This window comes from Nonomuraea sp. CA-143628 (assembly GCF_050942315.1).
Taxonomy (GTDB): domain Bacteria; phylum Actinomycetota; class Actinomycetes; order Streptosporangiales; family Streptosporangiaceae; genus Nonomuraea.
In genome coordinates this window covers 3413955-3426467 of the sequence record NZ_CP192072.1, presented here as the reverse complement: position 1 = coordinate 3426467, position 12513 = coordinate 3413955, and the positions used below count along the sequence as shown (strand labels likewise).

The 12513-nt window shown below is 71.3% G+C and carries 13 protein-coding genes; 5 read left to right on the top strand and 8 right to left on the bottom strand.

Going from position 1 to position 12513, the window contains the following annotated elements; translation table 11 throughout:
- Position 1: 1 nt before the first annotated feature.
- A complete protein-coding gene (locus tag ACQP2T_RS16085; protein ID WP_433516935.1) occupies positions 2–1159 on the top strand; it encodes a cytochrome P450 in 1158 nt (385 codons plus the stop codon).
- Here the strand turns inward: ACQP2T_RS16085 and ACQP2T_RS16080 are convergent.
- The 7 genes from ACQP2T_RS16080 to ACQP2T_RS16050 form a co-directional block, all read right to left on the bottom strand.
- Positions 1122–1880 carry a hypothetical protein gene (locus ACQP2T_RS16080; RefSeq protein WP_433516934.1) on the bottom strand — a complete coding sequence of 253 codons (759 nt, stop codon included), beginning with the start codon at positions 1878–1880 and terminating at the stop codon, positions 1122–1124. The genes ACQP2T_RS16085 and ACQP2T_RS16080 overlap by 38 nt on opposite strands.
- Positions 1877–3010 (bottom strand): glycosyltransferase family 4 protein, encoded by a 1134-nt coding sequence (locus ACQP2T_RS16075; RefSeq protein ID WP_433516933.1) that lies wholly within the window; start codon positions 3008–3010, stop codon positions 1877–1879. Before ACQP2T_RS16075 ends, ACQP2T_RS16080 begins: the two co-directional genes overlap by 4 nt.
- Complete coding sequence (locus tag ACQP2T_RS16070; protein ID WP_433516932.1) at positions 3010–3354, bottom strand: hypothetical protein; 345 nt, start codon at positions 3352–3354, stop codon at positions 3010–3012. The genes ACQP2T_RS16075 and ACQP2T_RS16070 overlap by 1 nt, the downstream gene beginning before the upstream one ends.
- A complete protein-coding gene (locus ACQP2T_RS16065; protein WP_363995004.1) occupies positions 3351–4061 on the bottom strand; it encodes a hypothetical protein in 711 nt (236 codons plus the stop codon). The genes ACQP2T_RS16070 and ACQP2T_RS16065 overlap by 4 nt, the downstream gene beginning before the upstream one ends.
- An 11-nt stretch (positions 4062–4072) precedes the next feature.
- Complete coding sequence (locus ACQP2T_RS16060) at positions 4073–5194, bottom strand: glycosyltransferase (protein ID WP_433516931.1); 1122 nt, start codon at positions 5192–5194, stop codon at positions 4073–4075.
- Between the two features lie 42 nt (positions 5195–5236).
- Complete coding sequence (locus ACQP2T_RS16055) at positions 5237–6454, bottom strand: FAD-dependent monooxygenase (protein WP_433516930.1); 1218 nt, start codon at positions 6452–6454, stop codon at positions 5237–5239.
- A 129-nt stretch (positions 6455–6583) separates the two neighbouring features.
- Positions 6584–7039 carry a GyrI-like domain-containing protein gene (locus ACQP2T_RS16050; protein WP_433516929.1) on the bottom strand — a complete coding sequence of 152 codons (456 nt, stop codon included), beginning with the start codon at positions 7037–7039 and terminating at the stop codon, positions 6584–6586.
- 96 nt (positions 7040–7135) lie between these two features.
- On the opposite strand from ACQP2T_RS16050, the gene ACQP2T_RS16045 reads away from it, so the two are divergent.
- On the top strand, positions 7136–8575 hold the full coding sequence (locus ACQP2T_RS16045; protein ID WP_433516928.1) for a GuaB1 family IMP dehydrogenase-related protein: 1440 nt from the start codon (positions 7136–7138) through the stop codon (positions 8573–8575).
- Between the two features lie 6 nt (positions 8576–8581).
- Here the strand turns inward: ACQP2T_RS16045 and ACQP2T_RS16040 are convergent, their stop codons facing one another.
- Positions 8582–9337 (bottom strand): SDR family NAD(P)-dependent oxidoreductase, encoded by a 756-nt coding sequence (locus tag ACQP2T_RS16040; protein ID WP_433516927.1) that lies wholly within the window; start codon positions 9335–9337, stop codon positions 8582–8584.
- A 77-nt stretch (positions 9338–9414) separates the two neighbouring features.
- On the opposite strand from ACQP2T_RS16040, the gene ACQP2T_RS16035 reads away from it, so the two are divergent.
- From ACQP2T_RS16035 to ACQP2T_RS16025, 3 genes are all read left to right on the top strand, one after another.
- Positions 9415–9789: an FKBP-type peptidyl-prolyl cis-trans isomerase gene (locus tag ACQP2T_RS16035; RefSeq protein ID WP_357940076.1), complete on the top strand. Its 375-nt coding sequence runs from the start codon at positions 9415–9417 to the stop codon at positions 9787–9789.
- A 111-nt stretch (positions 9790–9900) separates the two neighbouring features.
- Entirely contained in the window at positions 9901–11427 is a 1527-nt protein-coding gene (locus ACQP2T_RS16030) for an ATP-dependent DNA ligase (protein WP_433516926.1), read from the top strand.
- A 304-nt stretch (positions 11428–11731) separates the two neighbouring features.
- The gene (locus tag ACQP2T_RS16025; RefSeq protein ID WP_433516925.1) at positions 11732–12433 is read left to right on the top strand and encodes a septal ring lytic transglycosylase RlpA family protein; all 702 of its coding nucleotides are present in this window, start codon (positions 11732–11734) and stop codon (positions 12431–12433) included.
- The last annotated feature ends 80 nt before the right edge of the window (positions 12434–12513 follow it).

Sequence of the window (12513 nt, the reverse complement as noted above, 5' to 3'; positions counted from 1 at the left end):
CATGGACCCCGACCTGCTCGACGGCGCCCTGTACGCGGGCGACCCGGCACCCGTCTACGCCTGGCTGCGCGAGCACTCCCCTGTCCACCACGACGCCGCCAACGGGCTGTGGGGCATCTCCCGCCACGCCGACATCACGGCCATCGAGCGCGATCCCGGCCTGTGGACCAGCACCGGCGGCTACCGCCCCCAGCTGCCCTCCGATCCGTCGATGATCGGCATGGACGACCCGGAGCACGCCGAGCACCGCCGCCTCGTCTACCGCCGCTTCACACCGCGCTATGTCCATGAGCGCTACGCCGCCCGCGTCCGCGAGGTCGTCGTCGAGCTGATCGACCAGGCCCTGGAGACCGGCACCGTCGACGCGGTGCCCGCCCTGGCCGCGCCGCTGCCCGCCCGCATGATCGGCTGGCTGCTCGGCTTCCCCGACGCCGACTGGCCGCGGCTCAAGCACTGGTCGGAGACCACGATCGTGGCGGGCGGCGGCCTGCGCTACGTCACGCACGAGGCCGCGGTCGCCGCGGGCGAGTTCGGCGAGGCAGTACTGGCTCTGGCCGCCGAACGCCGGGCGTGCCCGGCCGACGACCTGGTGACCCTGTGGTCCGGCCGGGCCGCCTACGACGACGACCACCTGGCGAACGAGGCGTTGCTGCTGCTCGACGGCGGCGCGGAGACCACCCGTACGGTCATCGCGACCGCGATCGACGCGCTGATCCGGCACCCGGACCAGTGGCGGCTGCTGCGCGAGGACCGCGGCCTGATCGAGAACGCCGTGGAGGAGTTCATCCGCTGGACCACCCCGATCCTCAACATGTGCCGCTCGGCCACCCGCGACACCGAGCTCCACGGGCAGCGCATCGGCCAAGGCCAGCAGGTGCTGCTCATGTACGGCTCGGCGAACCGGGACGAGTCGGTGTTCGAGCGCCCGGAGGTGTTCGACGTCACGCGCAAGCCGGGCGGGCACATCGCGTTCGGCCTGGGGACCCACTTCTGCCTGGGCGCGTCCCTGGCCCGGCTGGAGTTACGGATCTTCTTCGAGGAGTGGATCGACCGGGTGGGCTCGGCCGCCTGGGCCGACGACGCGGGTCCGCGCATCCTGCCCAACGCGTTCGTGCGCGGCGTCACGTCCTTTCCCGTCGCGCTCTCGCCGCGCGGGTGAACTGGTCGTCGAAGCGGCGGGGGAAGGGCACCATCCGATGCTTGTGCCGGTACGGCGCGGCCTGCCGTACCACGTTGAACCCGGCGGCGGAGACGATGCGGCCGGCCGAGGCGAACAGCGGCCAGGCCGGGCGGACGGCGAGGTGGGCCACCCCGGCGGGCAGGCCGGGCGGCGCGGCGGGCGAGACGAGCACGAGGCGCGGGCTGAGACCTTCGAGGACGGCGCTCTCGCGGGCGTACGCCACCAGCTCCAGGATCTCGCCCGGCGGCCCGGAATGCACGATCAGCCAGTCCCCCGAAGCCGTCAGCCGGTCCTCCGGCGCCGCAGCGGGCGGGGCCGGTGGATCGGCCAGCGCCAGCGGGACCACCTCGTCCGACACCGACTCCAGGTAGGCCAGGTGGGGATCGCTCACCGGCTCGGCCAGCCACGTCCGGTGGAAGCGCGGCGGCCGGGCCGGGATCAGCGGCCGGTAGGCGTCCCAGCGCAGCAACCTGGCCAGATGCACCACGCGCGGCCCCCGCGGCACCGCCGCCTCGATCTCGCCGTCGAGCCCGGCGGGAAAGGCGTCCACCACGATCTCGTCGGCCCGCGCGAGCACGGCCGGATCGCGCGGCCACTCGGTGCGGATCGTGGCCGGGGCGCCCGGATGGACCGTGTGCAGGTAGGCCCGGACGCGGGTGAGATGGCCGAGCCCGCCGCCTCTGGCGTAGCAGACGATCATGTGCGGTTCGGCGGAGCGGACGATCCGGTGCCGTCGGGCGGAGCGGCGGATCGGGCGCTCTCGCGGAAGACCTTCAGGTAGCCCTCTGTCTCGGCGGTCACCGTGAAGTCCCTGCGTATCCGCTCGGCCGCCGCCATACCGAGCTTGGCCAGCTGCTCGTCCGTCGCCCGCGCGGCCCGGTCCACCGCCGCCCGGCACTCGTGCGGATCCCCGGCGGCGAAGCGGAAGCCGATCTCGTCGTCGACCAGGTCGGCCAGCCCGCCCGCGTCGGAGGCGAGCAGCGGGACGCCGAGGGCCGCGGCCTCCAGGGCCACGTTCGGCAGCCCGTCGTAGAACGAGGGCAGCGCGACCAGGTCGCAGGCGGCGTAGAGCGCGGGCAGCTCGTACCGGTCGAGGAAGGGCAGCCGCGTGTGCCCGGCGGGCACGACCAGGTCAGCCTCCAGCTCCCCGACGAGCAGCAGGTGGAACAGGTCGGCGTGCCCGGAGGCGGCCAGCGCGTCGAGCAGGAAGCCGACGCCCTTCTTGTTCTTGAGCTGCCCGATGAGCCCGATCGTCCGCCGGCCGGCGGCGGCCCGCCTGGCCAGGCCCGCCGCGCGTTCGGAGGGCAGGATCTGCCAGCCGGCGGTGTCGATGCCGTTGGCCACCCACCGCACCCGCGCCTCCGGAACCAGCGCGGACACCAGCGGCGCGTGCCCCGAGGCCACCACGCACACCGTGGCCGAGGCCCGTAACGCGTCGAGCAGGGCGCCCCTGCGGCGCAGCGAGAAGACGCCGGTGTCGAAGTCGTTGCCGCGCAGCAGCGTCACCAGCGGGGCGCCGAGCCACGCGGCCAGGATCGGGGCACCGAGCATGGCGTACGTGCCGCCGAACGCCACCACGTGCGTGTACGACTCACCGCGCAGCACGGTCCACAGCCGGCGCAGCGCGTGCTCGGGATTGTCCTCCAGCGGCACGGTGAGCAGCCGCCCGCCCCGCTCGCCGCCGGTCTGCCAGGGCCGATCCCGCCTGGTCAGGTGCGCGACGTCGATCTCCACGCCCGCCTCACGCAGGCCCCTGACGATCCTGTCGCAGGACTCGGCCATGCCGCCCCTGCTCGGCGGGTAGTGCTCGGTGAGCCACAGCAGCCGCATCAGCTGTCCACGAAATCGCGCTCGTAGCCGTCGCCGAAGTCACCGAAGTCGCCCTGGTCCTCGGGGTCGAAGGCGCCTCTGTCGTAGTCGTCGAACGTGCCGTACCAGCCGGGGTCCTGGTAGGTGGACGAGGTGCTCTGGTAGTGGTCGCGGCGGAAGCCGCTGGTCCAGAACGGGTCGTAGGCCGAGCCGTAGCCCTGGGCGGTCGCGCACTCGGGACAGACGCCGCCGGGCCCGACGTGCCGGTCACAGATCGGCCTGCCGCACCCTGCGCAGGCGGCGACCGGCGCGCGGCCGCAGCGGCCGAGCACGAAGAATCCGGTGCTCACCATGCACGGGATCACGCGGCCCGCCTCCTTTGCGTCCATCTGAACGGTTCGGTCGCCACCGTCATGATCGCCCCGAGCTGGTCGCGCTCGGCGGGCAGCGGCACCTTGGCGGCGGCCCTGATCACGGTCTTCACGCCCGGACGGACCTTCACCTGGATCCACCATGGCGGCGGGCTGCCCGGCCGCGCCGGCACCTGGCCCTTGGCCAGCGAGCGGCTGGTCCGAATGTGCTGTACGGCCTTCGTCTTGGTCTTGGTCTTGTGCTTGCCCCGCGGGTTGACCTTGACGACGCGGCGGCGCCTGACCAGGTCGGTGACGGCGAGCGTGAGCACGCTGCCGTCACGTAACTCCGAGCGGACGCTGAGCCACGGATCGCGCACCCACCACTCCTCGGCCCGGCGCACCGGCCGTACGACCGGCAGGGACCGGCGCGGGCTCTCCTTGCCGGGGACGCCGTGGCCGCGCAGATCGGCGGTGATGCCGACCACGCCGCCGCCGACGTCTTCACAGAGCACCCTGATCAGCGGCACGAGCAGGCTCTCCGTACGCGCGGGAAGCCGCCACTTGGGCCGGCGGACGAGCCCGCGATGCCGGGAGAGGCTGGCCAGCAGCGCCGCCCATTCGGCCTTGGGCAGCGTGGCCGAGAGCGTGTGCTCCCAGATGAGGGTCTGGTGCAGCGGGTGGAACCCGGCGATGGCCGCCCGTGTCTTCCGCCAGAACATGGCTCGAAACACTACACACGGCGATAAACCTCGGCGAGCCTCGCCCGGGAATCCGCCCAGCTGGGCACCCTGCCCCTGGCCCGCTCCGCCATCGCCCGCCCCCGGTCGGGATACTCCAGGAGGATCCGGATCGCGCGGGCCAGCTCGGCGGGCCGATCGGGCGCGACCAGCCGCCCGTCCTCCCCCAGGATCTCCCGTACGGCCGGCAGGTCCGAGGCCACCACCGGCGTGCCGGCCGCCATCGACTCCAGGATCTTGAGCGGGGCGCAGCCCTGGTCGAGATTGCGCGGGCAGGCGGTGAGCGGGGCGGCGGACACGGCAGCGCCGGCCAGCCAGCCGGCCACCTCGTCGTGGGGCAGCGTGAACCGCCACACGATCCGCTCGGCCACCCCCAGGCGGTCGGCGAGGCGCTGGAGGGGTTTGGCGCGGCGTTCCGGGACGGAGGAGCAGACGACCAGGCGCAGCTCGGTCAGGTCGGCCAGCCTGGCGAGGGCGCGGAGCAGCACGTCCACGCCCTGCCAGCGCTGGAGGGCGCCTACGTAGATCAGGTAGCGCTCGGGCGCGCCGGTCGGTGCGGTCGGTGCCGGGGTGACGGGGTTGGCGGCGTTCGGAACGAGGAACACCTTTTCCGGATTTATCCCCATTTTGCGGATGGCGTCCCCGATGACGCTCGATGGCACGACAACCGCGTCCGCCTGTTCCAGGCAGTGCTCCTCCAGCCGCCGCAACTTGGCCACCGTGGCGGGGGCCGCCTGTGGCCAGGTGTGCGGCAGCTCGATGGACGGCAGCCCGTTCACCTCGTACACCACCTTGTGCCGGTGGCCGAGCACCGGCAGCGCGCTCCAAGGATCGCGCACGTGGACCAGTTCCAGCGTCTCCAGGTGCGGCGCGAGGTGGCGGGCGACCCAGTGCGAGTACGCCTCGGCCCGGTCGATCAGGTTGGGGATCTGCTCGTCGAACCTGGCGATCTGGACATCGCCCTCGCGCTGGTAGCGCGGCAGCCCACCCCCGCCCAGCACCCCCAGCAGCCCGCCCCCGAACCGGTCGAACAGTTCGGCGGCCATCTGCCCGATGTGCACCGCCGACCCCTTGCTCGAAGGGAACCGGTCAAAGGCGAAATAGGCGGCACGCACGGCGGGCAGTCTATTCGCGCCGTTTCCGCAGCCGCGCCGTTTCTACTGCCGCACGCCCTCGTACGCCGAGTAGTCCTTCAACGCGATCGAGTCGTGCAGCCGCATGCCCTTGCTACCCAGCTTGGTAGCGGCCTTGGTCACCGCGACCGGCAGGTGCCCGATCAGCCGCGCGGCCTGGGTGAGCGTCCACAGGTCGAACCGGTTGCCGGGCACGATCCGCTTGGCCGCCCCGACCGCGAACGTGCGGCTCCGCCGTACGTACTCGCCGATCTCGGCCTCGTAGGCCGGAAAGGCGCGCTCGTGGTCGCCGCGTGCGGCGGCCAGCTCGCCGGCGAGGATGTACGCCCCGACGACGGCCAGGCTCGTGCTGCCGCCCACGGCCGGTCCGGGGCAGTAGCCCGCGTCGCCGACCAGCGTCACGCGGCCACGCGACCAGGTGTCGAGGCGCAGCTGGGTGATCGAGTCGAAGTAGAAGGCCGGGGTGCGGTCGAGCTCGGCCAGCAGCCGGGGAACCTGCCAGCCCATCCCCGCGAACCGCTCGCGCAGCAGTTCCTTCTGCCGGGCGACGTCGCGATGGTGATACTGGAGCTGCTCCGGCGTCCTGAACAGGAACACCGCCCGCGCGTCGGACATGTGCGCCGCGCCGTACATCCCGGCCATCCGCCCGATGCCGGACAGCCCCTCCATGCGGCCGTCGAGGTCGAGGTAGTTGGGCACGGAGAAGACGGCCAGATAGGCGCCGATCCAGGTGGAGAAGCGCGACTCGGGACCGAAGACCAGGCCGCGCACGTTCGAGTGCAGCCCGTCGGCGCCGACGACCAGGTCGAACCGCCTGTTCGGCCCGCGCTCGAAGGTCACCGTGCCGTCCTCGGCGATGGCGGTGATGGAGTCGTCGAAGACGTACTCGACGTCGGCGCGGGTGGCGTCGTAGAAGATCTCGCTGAGGTCGTCGCGCATGATCTCGACGTGCCGGTCCGACACGGCCGTGAAGACGCGCCGGAGATCCAGCTCCACGGACCCCTCCTGGCCTTCGCGATACATGGTGAGCCAGTTCGTGCCGGTCTTCTTGGCGGCGATCGGGTCGATCAGGCCCATCTTCTCGACGATGTCCATCGCGGGCCTGAACAGGTCGATCGCGTGACCGCCCGTCTTGCGGAGCGACGGGGCGCGCTCCACGACGGTGACGTCGAAGCCGTACCTGTTGAGCCAGTACGCCAGCGCGGGTCCGGCGACACTCGCGCCGGAGATCAGGATCTGCATGACAAAACCCCCTTACCTAACGGATGGTAAGCGACCCGAAATGACATCCGCAAGAGGTTACTTAACGATAGGTAAGGGGGGCGGCCCATGAGGCCACGACCCGAGCCCGAACGGGCTCGGGCTCAGCGATCAGTAGACGGCGATGTAGAGGTCCGCGCCACCGGGGTGGTGCACCTCAAGGTCCGTCCTGAACGCCCGCGCGGGCGTGCCGCCCGACTCGGTGTGCTTCCACACCTGCTGCCAGGCGTCGACGATCGCCTGCGGCATCTGGCCGCGCGCCTCGACCCGCAGGGCCGGGCCCGCGGGCACTCGTACGGCGACCATGCCCTCGGGCAGCCTGGGGACCGTCCGCACGCCGATGCCGACGATCTGCGTGTAGGCGCCGTTGTGATCGCCCTCGTAGTCGGTCAGCACCGCGTAAAGGTTCTCGTCGACGCGTCCCGGGATGTGCGCGAACGCCCCGGGGGCGCCCGCCCGCTGCCACAGCACGGGCAGCTTCGCCCTGGCGGGGTCGATCTCGTCGGAGTTCGACGTGCGTACGGCGATACCGACGACTGTCAGCTCGTTTCTCTCAGTGACCTCCACAGGCCCTCCATCCCCCCTAAGTATCTCGGGCGATCCTATGGCCATAACAAACGGGAAAAGCCCTCATAAGTCACCCAGCGCATAGGATGGACGAACGTGAAGTTCCTTAACGGCCTCGAGCCGCAATACGACCTGACGTACAGCGACGTGTTCATGGTTCCGTCGCGTTCCTCGGTCGGTTCCCGGCTCGCGGTCGATCTTTCGACGAACGACGGCACGGGCACCACCATTCCGATCGTCGTGGCGAACATGACCGCGGTCGCCGGCCGGCGCATGGCCGAGACGATCGCCCGCCGGGGCGGCATCACCGTGATCCCCCAGGACATTCCCATCGATGTCGTGACGGATGTCGTCGACTGGGTCAAGAAGCGCGACCTGATCCACGACACTCCGCTCACGCTGACGCCGCACGACACGGTCGGCGAGGCCATGCAGCTGCTGCCCAAACGCGCCCACGGCGCGGTCATCGTCGTCGACTGGGACAACCGGCCGACCGGCGTGGTGACCGAGGCCGACTGCCAGGGCGTCGACATGTACACGCAGCTGTCGCAGGTGATGTCGAGCGAACTGCTGACGCTGCCGGCCGGTCTTGAGCCGCGCGCGGCGTTCGACCGGCTGCACGGGGGCCGTCACCGCCTGGCGCCCATCGTGGACGCCGAGGGCCGCCTGGTCGGCATCCTGACCCGCACGGGCGCCCTGCGCGCCACGCTCTACCAGCCCGCGCTCGACGCCGCCGGCCGGCTGCGCGTCGCAGCCGCCGTCGGCGTGAACGGCGATGTCGCGGCCAAGGCCAAGGAGCTGCTCGATGCCGGGATCGACTGCCTGGTGGTCGACACCGCGCACGGGCACCAGGAGAAGATGGTCTCCGCTCTGCGCGCGGTCCGGGCCCTGGACCCGGGCGTGCCGGTCGCGGCGGGCAACGTGGTGACCGCCGAGGGCGTGCGCGACCTGGTGGACGCGGGCGCGGACATCCTCAAGGTGGGGGTCGGCCCCGGCGCCATGTGCACGACGCGGATGATGACCGGGGTGGGGCGGCCGCAGTTCTCGGCCGTGCTCGAATGCTCGGCGGAGGCGCGGCGGCTCGGGCGGCACGTGTGGGCCGACGGTGGCGTCCGGCACCCGCGTGACGTGGCGCTCGCCCTGGCCGCGGGCGCGGCCAACGTGATGATCGGCTCGTGGTTCGCCGGGACGTACGAGTCTCCCGGCGACGCGCGCACCGACGCCGACGGGCGCAGGTACAAAGAGAACTTCGGCATGGCGTCCGCGCGGGCCGTGCGGCTGCGCACAGCGGAGGACAGCCCGTTCGATCGGGCCAGGAAGGCGCTGTTCGAGGAGGGGATCTCGACCTCGCGCATGTACCTGGATCCGCGGCGGCCGAGCGTGGAGGACCAGATCGACGCGATCGTGGCCGGGCTGAGGTCCTCGTGCACGTACGCGGGGGCGACCAACCTGGAGGAGCTGCACGAGCGCGCGGTGGTCGGCATCCAGAGCGCCTCCGGCTACACCGAGGGCATGCCACTGCATCAGAGCTGGTAAAGCGGCTCAGGTTCGGCGCCAGCCGCCTGCCGCGTGGATCCCGCCGTCGACGTGCAGCGTCGTGCCGGTCACGAACCTGGCCAGCTCACTGGCCAGGAACACCGCCGCGCCCGCCGCGTCGACCGGCTCTCCGAGGTGCCCGAGCGGCGGCAGGCGTACCGGCTCGAAGGGTCCGTCCGCCATCCGCTCCCGCACCTGCGTCTCGCCCTCGGTGGGCAGCCCGTCGGGCGCGATGGCGTTCACCCTGATGCCCAGGGGCGCGAACTCCAGCGCGAGCGACTTCGTCAGGCTCTCCAGCCCCGCCTTCATCGCCGCGTAGACCGCGAACCCCGGCGCCGCCTGATGCGCCTCGCTGGAGGTCACGTTGATGATCGACGCCCCGGCGCCCATCATCGGCAGCATCCGGCGGATCATGCCGGTGACCTGCGTGAAGTTCTCCTCGATCAGGGTCCGCTCGCCGCGGGCCGTCGTGTCGGCGAACGCGGCGTGGAAGGTCCCGCCCGCGTTGTTGACCAGGATGTCCACGCGCCCCCACCGCTCGTGCACGGCCTGCGCGAACACCTCCACGGCCACCGGATCCCGTACGTCCAGGGTCATCGCGAGCTCGCTGCTCTGCTGCGGCTTGTCGCGGTCACAGGTCGCGACATGAGCCCCGAATGCCGCGAACGTCTCCGCGATCGCCCGCCCGATCCCCCGCGTCGCTCCGGTGATCACGGCGACGCGCCCGGTGAGCAGGATCGCATCGGCGGAAAGGGCGGCCATGAACGATGACCATATCCCGACCGCATAGAGTCGTCGGGTCCATTCCTGATCGCCAATACTCGTAACAGGAGCAATTCGTGGCACTCGAGAAGCCGGAAATCGACTTCCCGGAGGGCAACCCGCCCACCGACCTGGAGATCGTCGACATCGTCGAAGGGGACGGCCCCGAGGCCAAGCCCGGCCAGAACGTCAGCGTCCACTACGTGGGCGTCGCGTTCTCGACCGGCGAGGAGTTCGACGCGTCGTGGAACCGCGGCGAGGCGTTCGAGTTCCCGCTCGGCGGCGGGCGTGTCATCGCCGGCTGGGACCAGGGCGTGGCCGGGATGAAGGTGGGCGGTCGCCGCAAGCTGGTGATCCCCGCGCACCTCGGCTATGGCAACCGCGGCGCCGGCGCCCGCATCAAGCCGGGCGAGACGCTCATCTTCGTGGTCGACCTCCTGGGCGTCCGCTAACACCCTGGGGCGGGCCGCACACCCGCCCCACCCCACAGGGGGCCCATCGCCGCGCAAAATGCTGGTCTTGGCGCGACGGATTTGTCGGCGAAGTACGGCAACATAGGGCATGTGCTGTTGATCGACGTGGTACGGGTTTCGGAGGCTGTGACGCGCACGTCCGCCCGGCTCGGCAAGGTCGGCCATCTGGCCGAACTGCTCGGCAGGGTCGGTGCCGACGAGGCGGAGATCGCCATCTCCTACCTGTCGGGTGAGCTCCCGCAGCGTCAAGTGGGCGTGGGCTGGCGGACCCTCCAGGATCCGCCGCCCGCCAAGCTCGCCGCCACCGCCACCCTGACCCACGTCGACGCCCTGCTGTCGAAGATCAAGTCCGTCTCCGGCCAGGGCTCGCAGGCGGCCCGCAAGGCTCTGGTCACCGAGTTGTTCGCCGGGCTGACCAGCCAGGAGCAGGCGTTCATGCTCCGGCTGCTCGGCGGCGAGCTGCGCCAGGGCGCCCTCGACGGCGTGATGATCGAGGCGATCGCCAAGGCGTCGGGCGCGCCGTCCGCCGACGTGCGGCGGGCGCTCACGCTGCGCGGCTGGCTGCCCGCCGTGGGCGCGGCGGCCCTGACCGGTGGCGTGGCAGCGCTGCACGCCTTCAAGCTGGAGGTGGGCCGGGCGGTCTCGCCCATGCTCGCCGGCAGCGCCCCGAACGTCGCCGCCGCGCTGGAGAAGGCGGGCGCCCCGGCGGCGCTGGAGTGGAAGCTCGACGGCGTACGCGTGCAGGCGCACCGGTCCGGCGACCAGGTCCGCGTGTTCACCCGCACGCTCGACGACATCACCGCGCAGGTGCCCGAACTCGTGGAAGCCGTGCTCGGCCTGGCCTGCGACGATCTCGTGCTCGACGGCGAGGTGATCGCGCTGCGGCCCGACGGGCGGCCGCACCCGTTCCAGGTGACGGCCAGCAGGGTGACCACCAAGACCGGCGTCCCGCGGCTGCGGGAGGACACGCCGCTGAGCGTGTTCTTCTTCGACGCGCTGCGGGTGGACGGGGCCGATCTGCTCGATCTCCCGTACGCCCAGCGCCAGGAGGTCCTCGGCCGGACCGTCACGCCCGGTCTGCTCACGCCGCGGCTCATCACGGGCGAGGTGCCGGAGGCGGAGAAGTACTTCATCGACGTGATCAAGGCCGGCCACGAGGGCCTGGTCGTCAAGTCGCTGGCCTCCCCCTACGCGGCCGGCCGCCGGGGCGCCGGGTGGATCAAGGTCAAGCCGCGGCACACGCTCGACCTGGTCGTCCTCGCGGCCGAATGGGGTCACGGCCGCCGCGAAGGCAAGCTGTCCAACCTCCACCTCGGCGCCCGCGACCCGGAGAGCGGCGGGTTCGTGATGCTGGGCAAGACGTTCAAGGGGCTGACCGACGAGCTGCTCGCCTGGCAGACCGAACGCTTCCTGGAGCTGGCCGAGGGGCCCACCGACGAGTGGACCGTCAGCCTGCGGCCCGAGCTGGTCGTGGAGATCGCCTTCGACGGGGTACAGCGGTCGCCGCGCTATCCCGGGGGGATGGCGCTGCGGTTCGCGCGGGTGCTGAGATACCGGCCCGACAAGCGGGCCGCGGACGCCGACACGGTGGAGACCGTCCGCTCGCTGATGCTCTGACCCTTTTGGTACGGCTCTTGCTCCCGTTGGGATGCCCTCATCTATCCCCAAGGTGACAGAGTCGGCGTTTTCCGGCTGCCCGAAGATCCTCGGCGTACGCTCAGCGTCCTGGTCGACTCGTGACCAAAGTGAGATATTTCACTGAATGTCCCATTAAGTTGTCTTTACTCGCTGTTTGTCGCATATGTTCGACCACGTTCGCGGGGCACCCGCCCCGAGCGAGGGATCGGCCGACGCGCGCCCCCATACCTGCCCCGACCTGGCCTTTCCCTGTCCTGTCCCCTAGCTAGGACTGTGGTTTACCTTGGGCCAGCACTCCTACAACCCGAGCCGTCCGAACCCGGAGAGCCAGAAGAAGGCTCCAGGCAAGCGCCGTTGGGTCACCGTCGCGGCCGGTGCGGCCGTCGTAGCCGCCGCCTCGACCACCGCCTGGGCGGCCGTCGCCAACGACGACGCCCCCAAGCCCACCGCCGCGCTGGACGTGTCGCCATCCCCCACATACACGAGGACCGACACCCCTTCCCCCGCCCCCAAGACCCCCGAACCGAACAAGCCCAGCACCAAGTCGGCCGCCCCCAAGCCCTCATCCAGCCCCAAGGCCACCTCCCTCCCGAAGGCCGAAGCAGCCCAGCCGCCGACCAAGCCGGCCGACAAGCCGAAGACCGAGCCGGTACGCAAGGCGAAGACGGAGGCCGCCAAGCTGAAGACCCGCGTACTCAGCTCGGGCACCTGCGGCGCGTCCTACTACGACGAAGGGCAGATGACCGCCAGCGGCGAACGCTTCGACCCGTCGGCCATGACCGCCGCCCACAAGACGCTCCCGCTCGGCAGCAAGGTCCGCGTCACCAACCCGGCGAACGGCGACTCGGTCACGGTCCGCATCAACGACCGCGGTCCGTATGTGGGCGGACGCTGCCTCGACCTCTCGGCGGCCGCCTTCTCCGCCATCGGCGACACGGGGTCCGGGGTCATGAGGGTCAAGTACGAGGTCCTCGCCCGCTCCTGACGCCGAGCCCCCCGGTGCGTTAATCTCCACCCATGCCACACCTCTGTGACTGATCAGCAGCCGCCCGGCCCATGACCGGC

Excerpts from the sequence above, each read along its gene's own strand:
- ACQP2T_RS16040 (WP_433516927.1), bottom strand. The coding sequence starts at position 9,337 with ATGGCCGCCCTTTCCGCCGATGCGATCCTGCTCACCGGGCGCGTCGCC.
- ACQP2T_RS16085 (WP_433516935.1), top strand. The coding sequence starts at position 2 with ATGGACCCCGACCTGCTCGACGGCGCCCTGTACGCGGGCGACCCGGCA.
- ACQP2T_RS16075 (WP_433516933.1), bottom strand. The coding sequence starts at position 3,010 with ATGCGGCTGCTGTGGCTCACCGAGCACTACCCGCCGAGCAGGGGCGGC.
- ACQP2T_RS16065 (WP_363995004.1), bottom strand. The coding sequence starts at position 4,061 with ATGTTCTGGCGGAAGACACGGGCGGCCATCGCCGGGTTCCACCCGCTG.
- ACQP2T_RS16080 (WP_433516934.1), bottom strand. The coding sequence starts at position 1,880 with ATGATCGTCTGCTACGCCAGAGGCGGCGGGCTCGGCCATCTCACCCGC.
- ACQP2T_RS16055 (WP_433516930.1), bottom strand. The coding sequence starts at position 6,454 with ATGCAGATCCTGATCTCCGGCGCGAGTGTCGCCGGACCCGCGCTGGCG.